The 16,972-nt window shown below is 62.5% G+C and carries 14 protein-coding genes; 11 read left to right on the plus strand and 3 right to left on the minus strand.

Annotated elements, in window-relative coordinates; genetic code table 11:
* The 3 genes from tssK to tagH are packed head-to-tail and all read right to left on the minus strand — an operon-like array spanning position 1 to position 3,284.
* A complete protein-coding gene (gene tssK / locus NTD89_RS09425; protein WP_106575880.1) occupies positions 1 to 1,335 on the minus strand; it encodes a type VI secretion system baseplate subunit TssK in 1,335 nt (444 codons plus the stop codon).
* Between the two features lie 18 nt (positions 1,336 to 1,353).
* Positions 1,354 to 1,863 (minus strand): type VI secretion system lipoprotein TssJ, encoded by a 510-nt coding sequence (tssJ, locus tag NTD89_RS09430; RefSeq protein ID WP_145158191.1) that lies wholly within the window; start codon positions 1,861 to 1,863, stop codon positions 1,354 to 1,356.
* 56 nt (positions 1,864 to 1,919) lie between these two features.
* On the minus strand, positions 1,920 to 3,284 hold the full coding sequence (gene tagH, locus NTD89_RS09435; RefSeq protein WP_262207248.1) for a type VI secretion system-associated FHA domain protein TagH: 1,365 nt from the start codon (positions 3,282 to 3,284) through the stop codon (positions 1,920 to 1,922).
* Between the two features lie 404 nt (positions 3,285 to 3,688).
* Between tagH and tssA the strand changes: the two genes are divergently transcribed.
* From tssA to NTD89_RS09490, 11 genes are all read left to right on the plus strand, one after another.
* Entirely contained in the window at positions 3,689 to 4,708 is a 1,020-nt protein-coding gene (gene tssA, locus NTD89_RS09440; protein WP_262207249.1) for a type VI secretion system protein TssA, read from the plus strand.
* Positions 4,709 to 4,762: 54 nt separating this feature from the next.
* On the plus strand, positions 4,763 to 5,269 hold the full coding sequence (gene tssB, locus NTD89_RS09445; protein WP_017135823.1) for a type VI secretion system contractile sheath small subunit: 507 nt from the start codon (positions 4,763 to 4,765) through the stop codon (positions 5,267 to 5,269).
* A 2-nt stretch (positions 5,270 to 5,271) separates the two neighbouring features.
* Positions 5,272 to 6,768: a type VI secretion system contractile sheath large subunit gene (tssC, locus tag NTD89_RS09450; protein WP_119737190.1), complete on the plus strand. Its 1,497-nt coding sequence runs from the start codon at positions 5,272 to 5,274 to the stop codon at positions 6,766 to 6,768.
* A gap of 171 nt (positions 6,769 to 6,939) precedes the next feature.
* The gene (locus NTD89_RS09455; RefSeq protein ID WP_005792512.1) at positions 6,940 to 7,428 is read left to right on the plus strand and encodes an Hcp family type VI secretion system effector; all 489 of its coding nucleotides are present in this window, start codon (positions 6,940 to 6,942) and stop codon (positions 7,426 to 7,428) included.
* Positions 7,429 to 7,521: 93 nt separating this feature from the next.
* Positions 7,522 to 8,037, plus strand: coding sequence for a type VI secretion system baseplate subunit TssE (tssE, locus tag NTD89_RS09460; RefSeq protein ID WP_242199548.1), 516 nt, complete (start codon positions 7,522 to 7,524; stop codon positions 8,035 to 8,037).
* Positions 8,034 to 9,893 (plus strand): type VI secretion system baseplate subunit TssF, encoded by a 1,860-nt coding sequence (tssF, locus tag NTD89_RS09465; protein ID WP_262207253.1) that lies wholly within the window; start codon positions 8,034 to 8,036, stop codon positions 9,891 to 9,893. The genes tssE and tssF overlap by 4 nt, the downstream gene beginning before the upstream one ends.
* Positions 9,857 to 10,900 (plus strand): type VI secretion system baseplate subunit TssG, encoded by a 1,044-nt coding sequence (gene tssG / locus NTD89_RS09470; RefSeq protein ID WP_119737185.1) that lies wholly within the window; start codon positions 9,857 to 9,859, stop codon positions 10,898 to 10,900. The genes tssF and tssG overlap by 37 nt, the downstream gene beginning before the upstream one ends.
* The gene (tssH, locus tag NTD89_RS09475) at positions 10,893 to 13,556 is read left to right on the plus strand and encodes a type VI secretion system ATPase TssH (protein ID WP_262207254.1); all 2,664 of its coding nucleotides are present in this window, start codon (positions 10,893 to 10,895) and stop codon (positions 13,554 to 13,556) included. The genes tssG and tssH overlap by 8 nt, the downstream gene beginning before the upstream one ends.
* Before the next feature lie 157 nt (positions 13,557 to 13,713).
* On the plus strand, positions 13,714 to 15,654 hold the full coding sequence (locus NTD89_RS09480) for a type VI secretion system Vgr family protein (protein WP_262207255.1): 1,941 nt from the start codon (positions 13,714 to 13,716) through the stop codon (positions 15,652 to 15,654).
* A gap of 15 nt (positions 15,655 to 15,669) precedes the next feature.
* Entirely contained in the window at positions 15,670 to 16,104 is a 435-nt protein-coding gene (locus NTD89_RS09485) for a DcrB-related protein (RefSeq protein ID WP_145158212.1), read from the plus strand.
* 12 nt (positions 16,105 to 16,116) lie between these two features.
* The coding region (locus NTD89_RS09490) for a PAAR domain-containing protein (RefSeq protein WP_262207256.1) at positions 16,117 to 16,972 on the plus strand (856 nt) is incomplete at its 3' end.

Below are 16,972 nucleotides of genomic sequence, written 5' to 3' on the forward strand. Positions count from 1 at the left end.
TTATCCTCGGATCGCCCAGAAGGCCAGGTTCAAACCCGGGAATTGCCCGGCGATGTGGAAGGCAAAGCCGCCGGAGTTATTCAGTTGCTGCCAGTGCTCGCTGCCGCGGTCCAGCTCGTAATAGGTGCTGCCTGCGTGGTACGGAATCTGGCGTGGCGCCACCGGCAGCGGCAGCAGGCCAATGCCCGGCAGTTGCAGGTTGACCATGTCGCGGATGTGCTCCACCGAGCCGACTTTGCTCTGCTGGCCGAAACGCGCGCGCAGGGTTTCGCCGGGCACATCGGCGCGCACCACTAGGATGAAACTGGCGCTGTCGAGCAGGGTTTTGTCGGCGAGCATGGCCACGTGGATGCCGTAGGCTTTTTCCACAATCGGGATCGGTGTGGCTTTGCTGTCGATCAGCATCGACAGCGCCTCACGCAACGCTGCCATCACCGGGGTGAAGCTCAGGGCCAGGTCATCGTGCTGGTATTGCGGGTATTCCTGGGGGCGACGGCCTGACGTCGAAAAGGTGGAAAACTCGCCGGCCAGGCTCACCAGTTCACTGAAAAAACGCTCCGGGTGCAGCGGGCTCAACTGGCTGAAATGCTGGAGCAGCGGCTGCGCGCGGTTGACCAGTTGCAGCAGCATGAAGTCGGCAATCTCCGACGCGCCACCGGCGCCCGAGGCGACCACGCGGCCGGCCAGGGCTTCGCCGCGCTGGTGCAGCAGGCCCAGCAATTCGCTGCGAAAGGCCGTCAGCGGTTTGCTGGCGGCCACGTCCAGCACAGGCGGGATGTAGGTGTCATCGAGCACCAGCGCGCGGTCGGCGCGTTTTTCCTTGATGCGCACCAGGCCGATGGCGGCGTAGTCGCTGATGCCATCCTGCGCAGTCAGCAGGCGCAACGCACGCGAGCCCACGGCCACGGGCGCGCGGTTTTCGAACGGGGCGTTGTCATCACGCACTTCACGCACCTGGCTGACGTAACGCGCGGCACCGAGGTCTTCGCCGTCATCGACGGTGTCACGCGCGCCTGCACGCTTGAGCGGCAGGGCCAGGTACACCAGGCCATCGCGCAGGTTGTCGTCGATATTCAGCGGGCTCGGCGCCAGGTCGTCCTGGGGAATATTGAACGGCGTGCCATCCGGCAACAGGCCACGGGCCGACACAATCGCCAGCTTGCCCTGGGCCAGCAGGCCCTGGTCGATGAGCAATTCGGAAAACCCCCAGGCACCGGCGGACAACGGGCGGCTGCGGGCGTCAATCAGGTTTTCCAGGTAACGGTCATGCTGCTGGAAGTGCTGCGTTCCGATGAACATGCCTTCCGACCAGACCACGCGATTGTTCCAGGACATGGGAGCTCCGTTTGCTTCTTATTGGGCAGGGCTGGATGGGGGAACCGCGACGTCGGCGCGTACGGCGCGCACATCGAGGCTGATCTGGTATTCGGTGTATTGGCGTGCCGGGACGGTGAGCACCGTGCGCCATTGCGCGCGGTCCAACTCGCGATAGCCCACCAGCAGGCCGATCTGGCGCGTGGACGGGTCGAGGTTGCGCTGGATACTCAGTTGCTGGCCGGGTTGCACCATCACTTCGTCCTGGTCCAGCAGATCGAGGCCGAGCGTGGATTGCGCGCGATCGGCCAGCGCGAAGTAATCGGAGCGGCTGAAGGTGGCGGCGTTTTTCAGTTCGAAGATGCGTACGCGAACCGGAGCGGCCTGGCCGTTGGCGCCGGGGTTGAGCCCGGCAATGGCGTGAAAATGCAGTTCGATGGCGGCGGTGTCCGCTTCGGCTTCAGTGGCCGCCTCGGGCTTGGCGGCATCCTTGGCACACGCCGTCAGCAGCAGCGCCGTGGCGACTGCGAGTAAAAACCTGGGAATCATCCTGCGTCCTCAATGACGTACTTAGCTATCCGTTTTATCCATTACTGCGTTGCGGTTTAGCGACGCTGTCGTGCGCTGTGTTCTTCGTAGGCTCGGCTGAATTCGCGACCGAACAGGTCCTGGAAATCTTCCTGGGCTTCGCGCGAGATATTGCTGTAAAGCTCGGTGAACTGCTGCCAGTACTGGGCCTGGCGCGAGCCGTTGAAAATGCTCGACAGCCCGCCCGGCTTGCCCATGCGCTCTTCCAGTTGCGCCGGCTCAAAGCGCGCGAGCAAGTGCTTGATGGCCGCTTCTACACCGGCCATTACCGCCAGTTGATGGGCGCGCAGGTCGTCGAAACTGTCGCGCACGGCGATGTCCGGCGCCATAAACGCTTGGTTTCCATGACGCAGCAGCAGCAGTAAGGCTTCATCGGCATTGGGCGCAAACTTCAACGGATTGTTTTCGGCGGGCCGGATCATCGTCTGCTGCATGCGGAACTCGCCCTTGAGGCTGGCGCGGGCGCGCAATACGTCGATCAGGCCTTCGACCATCAACCGGTAGCTGCGGCCGATGCTCTCCATCTGCGCGCAGGCATCGGCCTTGTCCAGGCGCAGCTGGTCGAGGCCGGCGCCGCGCAGGAAAGCTTGCAAAAGGTCGGGCTGTTGGCTGTCAGCCGCGGGGAGCACGGGCTCGACCACGGGCGGCGACTGCATGACTGGCGGCGCGGGTGGCGACTGGATGACCGGCGGCACGGGAGGCGGTGCAACGGGCGTCGGGCTACTGGCCACGGGCGCTGGCGAGTCGCCAAACACGTCCCAGTCTTCGGGAATCACCGAGCCTGACGGCGCCGGCTTCTCCACCACTGGCATGGCAACGGGGGTCGGCGGGCGAAAGTCGTGTTGCTCGGACGGTACGTGGTCCGCCACGGTCGGTGGTGGTACGGCGGTCGGGGTGAGGAAATCGAACAGGTCCGGTAGCGTGTCCATCGACGAGGCGCCATGAAACTGCGGCGCGATCACCGGCGTCGGCGCGGGCGCGTTCACCACCGCGCCCATCAACGCCTCGAAGCTGTTCGGCGAATCGCCGGCAAACGGCTGGCTATCGATGGCTTGCACGTTGAAGTCGATACGCGCCTGAATTTCGTAGTCGCCGATGCGGATCAATTCACCGTCTTGCAACGGTTCGCTGTTCCCTCGGCGCATACGAATACCGGCGTTAACCAATTCAACGCCGTTGGTGCTGTTATCGGTTAAATAGTAACGGCCATCTTTGTATTGAATAACGCAGTGTTGCGAGGAGACAAGGCGCTCTGGATCTGGCAATACCCAGTCATTATCAGAACTGCGGCCAATAGCCATCACGCCCTGATTCATGGACTTTTCAGGGCATTGCCCAGGGGTGATCTTGTGATAACTAGTGATAGTCAAGCACAGCGACATCTTGCCTCCTTGCTGATACATCGCGCGCGGTCTATCCAAGGGTCTACCTGAAGGAGCCAGACTTCCCAAGAGATACCGCCAGTCGCGTTAACGACCGTAAAAATAGGCTTTTACCAGCATGATCGGTGATCTTAACTGGCTTCTATGACAAAAATCCTGTCCTGGTGCGCCGTTCGACCCGCCAGTCGCGCAGGGTGTTAAGCACCGCACATCTGTCACAGAGGGCGAATAGCTTACCTTGACAAGGCGTAACTACTACACCAAAAATGCACAACTTCTTGAACATCAGTGATGGCACGGTAGTGGCACTCTGGCTATATGACCAAGAAAACATGCAAAGTTCATCGCGCAACTAATGCATGCATTGCCCGGCATCTAACGGGCTGATAGGGAGATCGAATCAAGTGGATGTGCCGTTGCTGCTCGCCGCCGTTTCCGCGACTTCGCCCTGTGGCGAAGACATGGAATATGACGCGCAATTTCTCCAACTGGAGCGTGACGCCAAGGGCCAACCCGAGCGCAGCATGGGCGACGCTATCCTGCCGGCTGAGCCACCGGAATGGCGCAGCATCCAGCAGCAAAGCCTCGACTTGTTGCAGCGCAGCAAAGACCTGCGCATCACCCATTTTCTGTTGCAAAGCTCCCTCGCCCTTCAGGGTGTGGCCGGGCTGGCCGAAGTCCTCACGCTGATCAACGCGCTGCTGCGCGAGTACTGGGCTGACCTGCACCCGCGCCTGGATGCCGACGACGATAATGACCCCACCGTACGCATCAATGCCTTATCTGGCCTGACCAGCGACGCGACCATTCGTCTGCTGCGCGAAAGCATCCTCACGCGCTCGCGCACGTTCGGGCCGGTGAGCCTGCGTGCTGCGCTGAACGCCAGCGGCTTGATGAGTTTCCCCGACGAACAGCTCGGTGCCCAGCAACTCAACGCCGCATTTCTGGACAGCGATCCCGAACAATTGCAAGCCACGCGCGATGCCTTGAGCGCCGCGCGCGCCGCCTGCGAAGCCATCGAACAACAGGTCAGCGACCAGGTCGGTTCGGCCCAGGGCGTGGACCTCAGCCTGTTGAAGCAACCGCTCAAGCAGGCGCTGCAAGTCCTCAACCAATTTGTACCGAACAGCGATACCAGCAGCGAACCCGAGGCCGTCAGTGACGACAATGCCCCCTCGGTCGATTTCGCCGCTGCCCCCGCCGCACCGCGCCCCACTGGCGACATCGCCAGCCGCGATGATGTGCTGCGCAGCCTCGACAAGATCCTTGCGTACTACACCCGTCACGAGCCTTCGAGCCCGCTGCCGGTGCTGTTGAACCGGGCGAAAAATCTGGTGCACGCCGACTTCGCGGCCATCGTGCGCAATCTGATTCCCGACGGCATGTCCCAATTTGAAAACCTGCGCGGCCCGGACGGCGAGTAAGCCGCCCGGCTGTGCAGTAACAACACCGTCGCTCAAGCGACCAGGAGCAGCAACGTGGCGAAGCAAAGTTCTCAGAAATTCATCGCGCGCAACCGTGCGCCTCGAGTGCAGATCGAGTACGACGTCGAGCTTTACGGCGCCGAGAAAAAGGTCCAGCTGCCCTTCGTGATGGGTGTGATGGCCGACCTCGCCGGCAAGCCTGCCGAACCGCTCGCACCCGTGGCCGACCGCAAGTTCCTTGAAGTGGACGTCGACAACTTCGACTCGCGCCTCAAGGCCATGCAGCCACGCGTAGCGTTCCATGTACCGAACGAGCTGACCGGCGAAGGCAACCTGAGCCTGGACATCACGTTCGAAAGCATGGACGACTTCAGCCCGGCCGCCGTGGCCCGCAAGGTCGATTCGCTCAAGCAACTGCTCGAAGCCCGCACCCAGCTGGCCAACCTGCTGACCTACATGGACGGCAAGACTGGCGCTGAAGAAATCATCATGAAGGCGATCAAGGACCCGGCACTGCTTCAGGCACTTGCCAGCGCGCCTAAGCCTGCAGGGGACCAGTAATCATGACCGACAACACCGCCCGCGAAGGCTCCCAGATTCTGGGTGCCACCGAAGAAGCCAGCGAGTTCGCCAACCTGCTGCTGCAAGAATTCAAACCCAAGACCGAGCGTGCCCGCGAAGCCGTGGAAACCGCCGTGCGCACCCTGGCCGAACAGGCTTTGGCACAGACGGACCTGGTGTCCAATGACGCGATCAAGTCGATTGAATCGATCATCGCCGCCATCGACGCCAAGCTCACCGCCCAGGTCAACCAGATCATCCATCACCCGGATTTCCAGCAGCTGGAAAGCGCCTGGCGTGGCCTGCACTACCTGGTCAACAACACCGAGAGCGACGAGCAACTGAAGATTCGCGTGCTCAACATCTCCAAGCCGGACCTGCACAAGACCCTGAAGAAATTCAAGGGCACCGCGTGGGACCAGAGCCCGATCTTCAAGAAGATGTACGAAGAAGAATACGGCCAGTTCGGCGGCGAACCTTACGGCTGCCTGGTCGGCGACTACTACTTCGACCAGTCGCCACCCGACGTGGAACTGCTGGGCGAGCTGTCGAAAGTCTGCGCCGCCATGCACTCCCCGTTCATCGCTGCGGCGTCGCCGACCGTGATGGGCATGGGCTCGTGGCAGGAACTGTCGAACCCGCGCGACCTGACCAAAATCTTCACCACGCCGGAATACGCCGGCTGGCGCTCGCTGCGTGAATCGGAAGACTCGCGCTACATCGGCCTGACCATGCCGCGCTTCCTGGCGCGCCTTCCGTATGGCGCCAAGACCGATCCGGTGGAAGCCTTCGCGTTCGAAGAAAACACCGACGGCGCCGACAGCTCCAAGTACACCTGGGCCAACGCCGCCTACGCGATGGCGGTGAACATCAACCGTTCGTTTAAGCACTACGGCTGGTGCTCGCGCATCCGTGGCGTGGAATCCGGCGGTGAGGTGGAAAACCTGCCGGCCCACACGTTCCCGACCGATGACGGTGGCGTGGACATGAAGTGCCCAACCGAAATCGCCATCAGCGACCGCCGTGAAGCGGAACTGGCGAAGAACGGTTTCATGCCGCTGCTGCACAAGAAAAACACCGACTTTGCCGCCTTCATCGGTGCCCAGTCGTTGCAGAAACCGGCCGAATACGACGACCCGGACGCCACCGCCAACGCCAACCTGGCCGCGCGCCTGCCGTACCTGTTCGCCACCTGCCGTTTCGCGCACTACTTGAAGTGCATCGTGCGCGACAAGATCGGTTCCTTCAAAGAGAAGGACGAGATGCAGCGCTGGTTGCAGGACTGGATCCTCAACTACGTCGACGGCGACCCGGCGCACTCCACCGAAACCACCAAGGCCCAGCACCCGTTGGCTGCCGCCGAAGTGATCGTGGAAGACGTCGAAGGCAACCCGGGTTACTACAACTCCAAGTTCTACCTGCGCCCGCACTATCAGCTCGAAGGGCTGACCGTGTCGTTGCGCCTGGTATCGAAGTTGCCTTCGGCGAAAAGCGCCTAACCCACGGATGAGCTGGCTCTTCTGTGGGAGGGGGCTTGCCCCCGATAGCATCACTGGGGTGTGACTGACACACCGAGGTGCCTGCATCGGGGGCAAGCCCCCTCCCACACAAAGGCACTGCCCATTTGGAGTTACTCAAATTCAGTGGCAAGAGCCACACAGGGAGAAAACATGGCTGTTGATATTTTCATCAAGATCGGCGACATCAAGGGCGAGTCCATGGACAAGGCCCACAAGGACGAAATCGACGTGCTGAACTGGAGCTGGGGCATGGCCCAGTCCGGCAACATGCACGTTGGCGGTGGCGGCGGTGCGGGCAAGGTGAATATCCAGGACCTGTCGCTGACCAAGTACGTCGACAAGGCATCGCCAAACCTGATGATGCACTGCGCCAGCGGCAAGCACATCGACAAGGTCAAGCTGACCGTGCGCAAGGCCGGTGGCGAAAGCCAGGTCGAGTACATGGTGATCAACCTGGAAGAAGTGCTGGTCACGTCCCTGAGCACCGGCGGCTCGGGCACCGATGATCGCCTGACCGAAAACGTCACCCTGAACTTCGCCCAAGTGATGGTCGACTACCAGCCGCAGAAAGCCGACGGCACCAAAGACGGCGGCGCGATCAAGTTTGGCTGGAACATCCGTTCCAACACCAAGCGCTGATAAACCCGGTGGCCGTGGCTCGCCGCCACGGCCCCAGGCATCGGCCCCTCGCAGAAACCGTCCCTCTCACAACCCGTCCGTGGAGCTGCTTTGGTGGTAACTGAAATCGCTTCCCGCGACCGTCTGCAACCGTCCCTGCTGGACCGGTTGACCGACGACGACCCAACCAATCCCAAGGAAAGCGCCGACAAACGCGTGCTGTCCCTGACCCAATTGAAAGCCTCGGTGCTGCGCGACCTGGCGTGGCTGCTCAACACCACGTCGTTGCTGGACGCCGATGCCACGCTGCACACTCCGGCCGGTACGTCGGTGGTCAATTACGGCCTGCCGGCACTGGCGGGCAACAGCGTGTCCAGCGTGGACATCAAGGCACTGGAAGCGCTGATCTACCAGGCCATCGCCACCTTTGAGCCACGTATTCTGCGCCACACGTTGCGCGTCAAAGCCCGCATCGGCCACGGCGAGATGAACCACAACGCGCTGAGCTTCGAGATCGAAGGCGACCTGTGGGCGCAGCCGGTGCCATTGCGCTTGCTGCTGCAAACCGACCTCGACCTGGAATCCGGCCATGTGCGCGTGGTGAATGCCGACCAGCGGAGGCGCCCATGAACCCGCGCCTGCTGGAGCTGTACAACCAGGAACTGCACCACGTGCGCGAAAGCGCCGCCGAGTTCGCCAAGGAATACCCGAAGATCGCCAGTCGGCTGACCCTGTCCGGTATGGACTGCGCCGACCCGTACGTCGAACGCCTGCTCGAAGGTTTTGCCTACCTCACCGCCCGCGTGCAGCTCAAGCTCGACGCCGAGTACCCGACGTTCACCCACAACCTGCTGGAAATCGCCTACCCGCACTACCTGGCGCCGACGCCGTCGATGACCGTGGTGCAATTGCAGACCGACCCGGATGAGGGCTCGCTGGCCAGCGGCTTCCCGCTGCCGCGCGACACCGTGTTGCGCGCAGCACTGGGCCGCGAAACCCAGACCTGCTGCGAGTACCGCACCGCGCACCCGGTGACGCTGTGGCCGTTGCAGGTCAGCGGCGCCGAGTACTTCGGCAACCCCGCCGCCGTGCTCGGTCGCCTGGCCGCCAGCGAGCCGAAGGCCAAGGCCGGTTTGCGCCTGACCCTGCGCACCGGCGCCGAATTGCCGTTCAACAGCCTCGACCTCGACAGCCTGCCGCTGTACCTCAGCGGTGCCGATGAGCAGCCGTTTCGCCTCTACGAACAACTGCTGGGCAATGCCTGCGCGGTGTTTGCGCGCAAGCCTGGCGGTGATTGGGTCGAGCGCCTGCCGCAGGACGCGTTGCGTTCGCGCGGCTTTGACGACGCCGACGCGGCCATGCCGGTGGTGGCCCGCGCATTCCAGGGCTATCGGCTGTTGCAGGAATACTTCGCCCTGCCCCACCGCTTCCTGTTCGTCGAATTCGCCGAACTGAGCCGCGCGGTCAAACGCTGCGACGGCCAGGAGCTGGAACTGATCGTGCTGTTCGACCGCCACGAGCCGAGCCTGGAAGGCAGTGTTGGCGAGGCGCAGTTCATGCCGTTCTGCACGCCGGCGATCAACCTGTTCCCCAAACGCGTGGACCGTATTCATTTGTCTGACCGCGTCAACGAACACCACGTGATTGCCGACCGCACGCGGCCAATGGATTTCGAGATTCACTCGCTGAGCGGCATCACCGGCCACGGCACCGGGCCGGAGCAGCCGTTCCTGCCGTTCTACGCGGTGCGCGACCCGTCACGCTATGGTCGCGATCAGGCTTACTACACGCTGCGCCGCGAGCCGCGTGTGTTGTCCAGCGACCAGCGCCGCAACGGCCCGCGCTCTACCTACGTGGGCAGCGAAACCTTTGTCAGCCTGGTCGACAGCCAACAAGCGCCCTACCGCCACGACCTGCGCCAACTCGGCGTGACCGCGCTGTGCACCAACCGCGATCTGCCGTTGTTCATGAGCGTGGGCAACGGCAAGACCGACTTCACCTTGGCCGACAGCGCGCCGGTGTTGTCGGTGCGCTGCGTCGCGGGCCCGAGCCGCCCACGCGCCAGCCACGCGCATGACGCCAAGGCCTGGCGCCTGATCAGCCAGTTGTCGCTCAATTACCTGTCGCTGAGCGAACATGGCCAGGGCGCCGGCGCCTTGCGTGAACTGCTGCGCCTGTATGGCGACAGCAACGACGCGGCGCTGCAATTGCAGATCGAAGGCCTGCGCGAAGTCAGCAGCAAAGCCGTGACCCGGCGCCTGCCGATGCCTGGCCCGATTGTGTTTGGCCGCGGGTTGGAAATTACCCTGGAATTCGATGAAAACGCGTTTCGCGGCACCGGCGTGTTTCTGCTCGGTGCGGTGCTGGAGCGCTTCCTGGCACGTTACGTGTCGATCAACAGTTTTACCGAGACGGTGATCCGTACCACCGAACGCGGCGAGATCATGCGATGGAAAGCCAAGCCCGGGCGGCGTCCGACCCTGTGAACACACTGGATGCGATGCATCAGGAGCCCTGGGAATACGATTTCTTCCAGGCGCTGCGGCGTATCGAGTGCGAATCGCCGCAGCTGCCGCGCCTGGGCCATTCCCTGCGCCTGGCGGATGACCCGTTGCGCCTTGGGCAGCAGGCCGATTGCACCTTCGCCCCGGCCACTTTGGCCTCGGTCGATCCCGGTGGCGACGGCAAACCGGCGCGGCTGGAGCAGTTCTTCTTCGGCCTCGGCGGCCCCAACGGCCCGTTGCCGCTGCACATCACCGAGTACGTGCGCGAGCGCCAGCGCAACAACGCCGACAGCACCAGCAAACAGTTTTTGGACGTGTTCCACCATCGGCTGCTCAGCTTGTTTTACCGGGCCTGGGCCGAGGCGCGGCCGACAGTCAGCCACGACCGCCCGGACGATGATTACTGGTCCGCACGCCTGGCGGCGCTGAGTGGCCGGGGCATGCCGAGCCTGCTCAATCAGGGGCTGATTCCTGACACCGCGAAGCTGCATTACAGCGGCCACCTGTCAGCGCAAACCCGCTACCCGGATGGCCTGAAGGCGATTCTGAGCGAGTATTTCGGCCTGCCGGTGGAGATCGAAGAATACGTCGGCCAATGGCTGGAATTGCCCGAGCGCAGCCGCGTGAGTGTCAGCGCCAACCAACTGGGCGTGGACTTCTGCCTGGGCAGCCACGTGTGGGACCGCCAGCATAAATTCCGCATCCGCCTCGGCCCGCTCACGCTGGATGACTACATGGGCATGCTGCCCGGCAGCCAGCCGTTCAATGAGCTGGTGGCGTGGGTGGCCGAGTACCTGGGCCATGAACTGGACTGGGACCTGAACCTGGTTTTGCAACAACCCGAAGTACCGGCGCTGCAGCTCAATGGCCAGTTCCGCCTGGGCTTCAACACCTGGCTCGGCCGACCCGAGCATGACGCCAACGACCTAATCCTGGCTCGGCATTACGCCGACCACGCCACCACCTCAAGGAATCCAGAGCATGGGTGAAATCAGTCGCGCCGCACTGTTCGGCAAACTCAACAGCGTGGCCTACAAGGCCATCGAAGCCGCCACTGTGTTCTGCAAACTGCGGGGCAACCCGTACGTGGAACTGGCCCACTGGTTTCACCAGTTGCTGCAACTGCAGGACTCGGACCTGCACCGCATCATTCGTCAGTTCAACGTGGAGCCGGCCCGCCTGGCCCGTGACCTGACTGAAGCACTGGACCGCCTGCCACGGGGCTCGACGTCGATCACCGACCTGTCGTCCCATGTGGAAGAAGCCGTGGAACGCGGCTGGGTCTATGGCAGCCTGATGTTCGGCGAAAGCCAGGTGCGCACCGGTTACCTGGTGCTCGGCATTCTCAAGACCCCGAGCCTGCGCCACGCGCTGCTGGGCTTGTCTTCCGAGTTCGACAAAATCAAAGCTGAAGCACTGAGCGAACGCTTCGACGAATACGTCGGCGACTCGCCCGAAAATGCGTTGAGTGCCAGCGACGGTTTCAACGCCGGCGCTGTACCCGGCGAAGCCAGCGGCGCCATGGCACCGAGCGCGATGGGCAAGCAGGAAGCCCTCAAGCGTTTTACCGTGGACCTGACCGAACAGGCGCGCAGCGGCAAGCTCGACCCTATCGTCGGGCGCGATGAAGAGATCCGCCAACTGGTGGATATCCTCATGCGTCGGCGCCAGAACAACCCGATCCTCACTGGCGAAGCCGGTGTGGGCAAGACTGCCGTGGTTGAAGGTTTTGCCTTGCGCATCGTCGCCGGTGACGTGCCGCCCGCGCTCAAAGACGTGGAGCTGCGCAGCCTCGACGTGGGCCTGCTGCAAGCCGGCGCCAGCATGAAAGGCGAGTTCGAACAGCGCCTGCGCCAGGTCATCGAAGACGTCCAGGCCTCGCCCAAGCCGATCATCCTGTTCATCGACGAAGCCCACACCTTGGTCGGTGCCGGTGGCGCCGCGGGGACCGGTGACGCCGCCAACTTGCTCAAGCCAGCCCTCGCCCGTGGCACCTTGCGTACCGTGGCCGCCACGACCTGGGCCGAGTACAAAAAACACATTGAAAAAGACCCGGCCCTGACCCGCCGTTTCCAAGTGGTGCAGGTGGCTGAGCCGTCGGAAGACAAGGCGCTGCTGATGATGCGCGGCGTGGCCTCGACCATGGAGAAACACCACCAGGTGCAGATCCTCGACGAGGCCCTGGAAGCTTCGGTGAAGCTGTCGCACCGCTACATTCCGGCGCGCCAGCTGCCGGATAAATCCGTGAGCTTGCTGGACACCGCCTGCGCCCGCGTCGCCATCAGCCTGCACGCCGTGCCGGCCGAAGTCGACGACAGCCGCCGTCGCATCGAAGCGCTGGAAACCGAGCTGCAAATCATCGCCCGCGAGCATGCCATCGGCATCGCCATCGGCGCACGCCAGAGCAACAGCGAAGCCTTGCTGAGTGCCGAACGTGAACGCCTGGCAACCTTGGAAAACCGCTGGGCCGAAGAGAAAACCCTGGTCGATGAGCTGCTCGCCACCCGTGCAACCCTGCGCGAGAAAGCCGGTGTTGTGGACAGCGGCAACGATGAGTTGCGCGCACAACTTGTGGACCTGCAACAACGCCTCACCGCCCTGCAAGGCGAAACCCCGCTGATCCTGCCGACCGTGGATTACCAGGCCGTGGCCTCGGTGGTCGCCGACTGGACCGGCATCCCGGTGGGCCGCATGGCGCGCAACGAACTGGAGACGGTGCTCAACCTCGACCAGCACTTGAAAAAACGCATCATCGGCCAGGACCACGCCCTGCAGATGATCGCCAAGCGCATCCAGACGTCCCGCGCCGGCCTCGACAACCCGAGCAAGCCGATCGGCGTGTTCATGCTCGCCGGCACCTCGGGTGTGGGCAAGACCGAAACCGCGCTGGCGCTGGCTGAAGCCATGTACGGCGGCGAGCAGAACGTCATCACCATCAACATGAGCGAATTCCAGGAAGCCCACACCGTGTCGACGCTCAAGGGCGCGCCACCGGGCTATATCGGCTACGGCGAAGGCGGTGTGCTGACCGAAGCGGTACGGCGCAAACCCTACAGCGTGGTGCTGCTGGACGAGGTGGAAAAAGCCCACCCGGACGTGCACGAGATTTTCTTCCAGGTGTTCGACAAGGGCGTGATGGAGGACGGCGAAGGCCGGGTGATCGACTTCAAGAACACCCTGATTCTGCTGACGACCAACGCCGGCACCGAGTTGATTTCTCAGGTGTGCAAAGACCCGGCGAATGTTCCCGAGCCGGAAGAAATCGCCAAGGCGTTGCGCCAGCCATTGCTGGAAATTTTCCCGCCGGCACTGCTCGGCCGTTTGGTGACGATTCCTTACTACCCGCTAAGCGACGAGATGCTCAAGGCAATTACCCGCCTGCAACTCAACCGCATCAAAAAGCGTGTGGAGACAACGCACAAAGTCGCCTTCGACTACGACGACGCGGTGGTCGATTTGATCGTCTCGCGCTGCACCGAAACCGAAAGCGGCGGGCGCATGATCGACACCATCCTGACCAACAGCCTGCTGCCGGACATGAGCCGTGAATTCCTCACGCGCATGCTCGAAGGCAAGGCGCTGGCGGGTGTGCGTATCAGCACCCGGGATAATGAATTGCACTACGACTTCAGCGACGCCGATTGATCTGACGAGATGCAGTCCAAATGTGGGAGGGGGCTTGCCCCCGATGGCGGTGAATCAGTCACTGCATGCATCAACTGACACACTGCTATCGGGGGCAAGCCCCCTCCCACATTTAGAGCTGGTTTCTTCAGTTACTAGGCAATTTACGGGTTAACCGATGCTATTCAACCAAGCCTCACGCCTGGCCAAAGTCACCAGCCCTCTGGGGCCGGATGTGCTGCTGCTCAATGAAATGGGCGGCGGCGAAGAGCTGGGGCGGCTGTTCAACTATGAGCTGCAACTGACCTCGCTGGACGCCAACATCGACCTCAACCAATTGCTGGGCAAGCCGATGAGCGTGGGCCTGCAACTGGCAGACGGTGGCGAGCGGCACTTCCACGGCATCGTCGCGCGGTGCAGCCAGAACATCGACCAAGGCCAGTTCGCCAGTTATCAGGTGACGCTGCGCCCGTGGTTCTGGCTGCTCAGCCGCACTTCGGACTGCCGGATTTTCCAGAACCTGAGCATCCCGCAGATCATCAAGCAGGTGTTTCGTGACCTGGGTTTTTCCGACTTCGAAGACGCCCTGAGCCGGCCGTACCGCGAGTGGGAGTACTGCGTGCAGTACCGCGAGACCAGCTTCGATTTCGTCAGCCGCTTGATGGAACAGGAAGGCATCTACTACTTCTTCCGCCATGAACCGGACCGGCATGTGCTGGTGCTGGCCGACGCCTATGGCGCCCACACCACGGTGCCGGGCTACGCGTCGATTCCGTATTACCCCAAGGACGAGCAGCAGCGCGAACGCGACCACATGCACAACTGGCACCTGGCGCACGAAGTGCAACCGGGCTCGCTGGAGCTCAATGACTACGACTTCCAGCGCCCCAGCGCCAGCATCGACGTACGCTCGGCGATGCCACGCCCGCACACCGCCGGCGACTATCCGCTGTACGACTACCCCGGCACCTATGTGCAAAGCGAAGACGGCGAGCACTATGCGCGCACTCGCATCGAAGCCCTGCAAACCTTGCATGAGCAGATCGAGTTCAGCGGCAACGCCCGTGGCCTCGGCTCGGGCCACTTGTTCAGCCTCACCGGCTTCAGCCGCCAGGACCAGAACCGCGAATACCTGATCGTTGGCTGTCGCTATTACATCGTCCAGGAAAGCCTGGAAAGCGGTGGCGGCTCGGGTTCGGCGCAATTCGAAAGCAGCCTCACGTGCATCGACGCCCAGCAAAGCTTCCGCCCGCTGGCGAACACCCACAGGCCCATCGTCAAAGGCCCGCAGACCGCCTTGGTGGTCGGCCCCAAAGGCGAGGAAATCTGGACCGACCAATACGGCCGCGTGAAGGTGCACTTCTACTGGGACCGCCACGACCAATCCAACGAAAACAGCTCGTGCTGGATTCGCGTGTCGCAATCCTGGGCCGGGAAGAACTGGGGCTCGATGCAGATCCCGCGCATCGGCCAGGAAGTGATTGTGAGCTTCCTGGAAGGTGACCCGGACCGGCCGATCATCACCGGCCGTGTGTACAACGCCGAGCAAACGGTGCCTTACGACCTGCCGGAAAACGCGACCCAGAGCGGCATGAAAAGCCGTTCGAGCAAGGGCGGCACACCAGCCAACTTCAATGAAATCCGCATGGAGGACAAGAAGGGGCTGGAGCAGTTGTACATCCATGCCGAGCGCAATCAGGACATCGTGGTGGAGGTGGATGAAAGCCACTCGGTGGGGCATGACCGCAATAAGAGCATTGGGCATAACGAGACGGTGACGATTGGGAATAACCGTGTGCGCATCGTCAAGCACGAAGACATCCTTTCGGTGGGCCTGAGAAAGACCGACAGCATCAGCCAGAGCTACGTGATTGAAGTGGGCGAAAACCTGCGCCTGGTCTGCGGCAAAAGCATCCTGGAGTTGAACGCCAGCGGGCAGATCAACCTGAGCGGCGTCAATATCAGCTTCCACGCCAGCGGCGATGCCGAATTCAATACCGGCGGCGTGCTGCACCTGAACAACGGCGGCGGCCCCGGCGCGACGCCCGATGGCCAGGGCATGAAAGCCAGCATCGACGCCAATATCAACGCCGCATTCCCCGCGCCTAAAAGCTCCTGACGAGACCTGTTTGCCATGACGTACCGAATCAACGAATTCCAGTTCCAACTGCCGGCCGCCGAGCTTCAGGACGCGTCGATCAATATCCTCAAGTTCCCTGAACTGGGCACGTCATTGATCATCAGCCGCAGCTTTCTCACCGAAGGCGAGACCCTGCACAGCAACTTCGATGACCAGCTCAAGCGCCTGGAAAAACAGGTGCAGGACTTGCGCTGCCAACCGAGCGTGACCGTGCGTTTGGGCGCCGCCCAAGAGGTGGAAGGCATCGAGCTGCGCAGCCAGTTCAACAAGGGCAATGACAAGGTGTTCCAGTACCAGCTGGCGCTGGTGCTGCCGGGTACGCGCAAGATGCTCGCCTTGAGTTATGTGAAGGCGGAGAAGCTTGGGGATGCCGAGGCGGCGCATTGGGCATTGATAAAAAATTCGCTGTCGTTCGACGCTGTTTCTTGATGAGCAACCTGCATGTCTGACGCGTTATGGGCGGCCCGAATGGGCGATGCGCTGTCCCACACTTCGATGATGGCGGACATCCTCGGCGGTGTGCTGGAAGTGGCGGCCAATATCGCGATCACTGCCGTGGCAACGGCTGCCGTGGTTGCGGCCACCGGTATCACCGTGGCCACCGGCGGCCTCGGCTGCTTCCTGCTGGGTGCGGTGGTGGGCACGATTGTTGGCCTGGCCATGAGCAAAAGTGGCGCGGACAAAGGGCTGACCAAGATATGCGATGCTTTCAGTAACGCCCTGTTTCCGCCCACGGTGCAGGCGAATATTCTCACCGGTTCCACCAATACGCTGACCAACAACATTCCCGCCGCCCGCGCGGCTGGGGCGATCAGCTCCCATGTCACCCCGGCCGGCACTGAGCTGGAAGAAGCCAAGCCCGAGCCGGAAGCCAGTTACCTGGATATGGCCGCGGGGTTCTTCTCGCAGATGTGGCGCCCTACCGTTGCCACACCTGCGCCGGGTGCCGTGCCCAAGCCGCTGGACCTGGTCGTGTGCATGAAGCACCCACCGATGCCGCCGCAGTTTCTGGCCGAGGGTTCGGAAAAGGTCACGATCAACGGCCAACCCGCCGTGCGCAGTGGTGATCGCAGCACCTGCGATGCGACGGTGGTGTCGTCGGGGCTGATTTCCTCCAACGTGACCATTGGTGGCGGTTCGGTGGTGGTGCGTGAAATTCGCAGCGGCAAAACGCCAGGCGTCGGGCTGGCGGTCACGGCACTGTTGATGCTCAAGGGTGGCAAGGGCAAGTTCTTCAGCAAGTTACCGTGCATGTTGGTCAGCGGCGCGACCTCGATGGCCATCAGCAGCGCGATGA

It is taken from the genome of Pseudomonas sp. 14P_5.3_Bac1 (assembly GCF_025466135.1).
Classification (GTDB): Bacteria; Pseudomonadota; Gammaproteobacteria; order Pseudomonadales; family Pseudomonadaceae; genus Aquipseudomonas.

Coding starts and splice junctions, on each gene's coding strand:
- tssJ (WP_145158191.1), bottom strand. CDS start 1,863: ATGATTCCCAGGTTTTTACTCGCAGTCGCCACGGCGCTGCTGCTGACG.
- tssK (WP_106575880.1), bottom strand. CDS start 1,335: ATGTCCTGGAACAATCGCGTGGTCTGGTCGGAAGGCATGTTCATCGGA.
- tssC (WP_119737190.1), top strand. CDS start 5,272: ATGACCGACAACACCGCCCGCGAAGGCTCCCAGATTCTGGGTGCCACC.
- NTD89_RS09485 (WP_145158212.1), top strand. CDS start 15,670: ATGACGTACCGAATCAACGAATTCCAGTTCCAACTGCCGGCCGCCGAG.
- tssG (WP_119737185.1), top strand. CDS start 9,857: ATGGAAAGCCAAGCCCGGGCGGCGTCCGACCCTGTGAACACACTGGAT.
- NTD89_RS09455 (WP_005792512.1), top strand. CDS start 6,940: ATGGCTGTTGATATTTTCATCAAGATCGGCGACATCAAGGGCGAGTCC.
- tagH (WP_262207248.1), bottom strand. CDS start 3,284: ATGTCGCTGTGCTTGACTATCACTAGTTATCACAAGATCACCCCTGGG.
- tssH (WP_262207254.1), top strand. CDS start 10,893: ATGGGTGAAATCAGTCGCGCCGCACTGTTCGGCAAACTCAACAGCGTG.
- tssF (WP_262207253.1), top strand. CDS start 8,034: ATGAACCCGCGCCTGCTGGAGCTGTACAACCAGGAACTGCACCACGTG.
- NTD89_RS09480 (WP_262207255.1), top strand. CDS start 13,714: ATGCTATTCAACCAAGCCTCACGCCTGGCCAAAGTCACCAGCCCTCTG.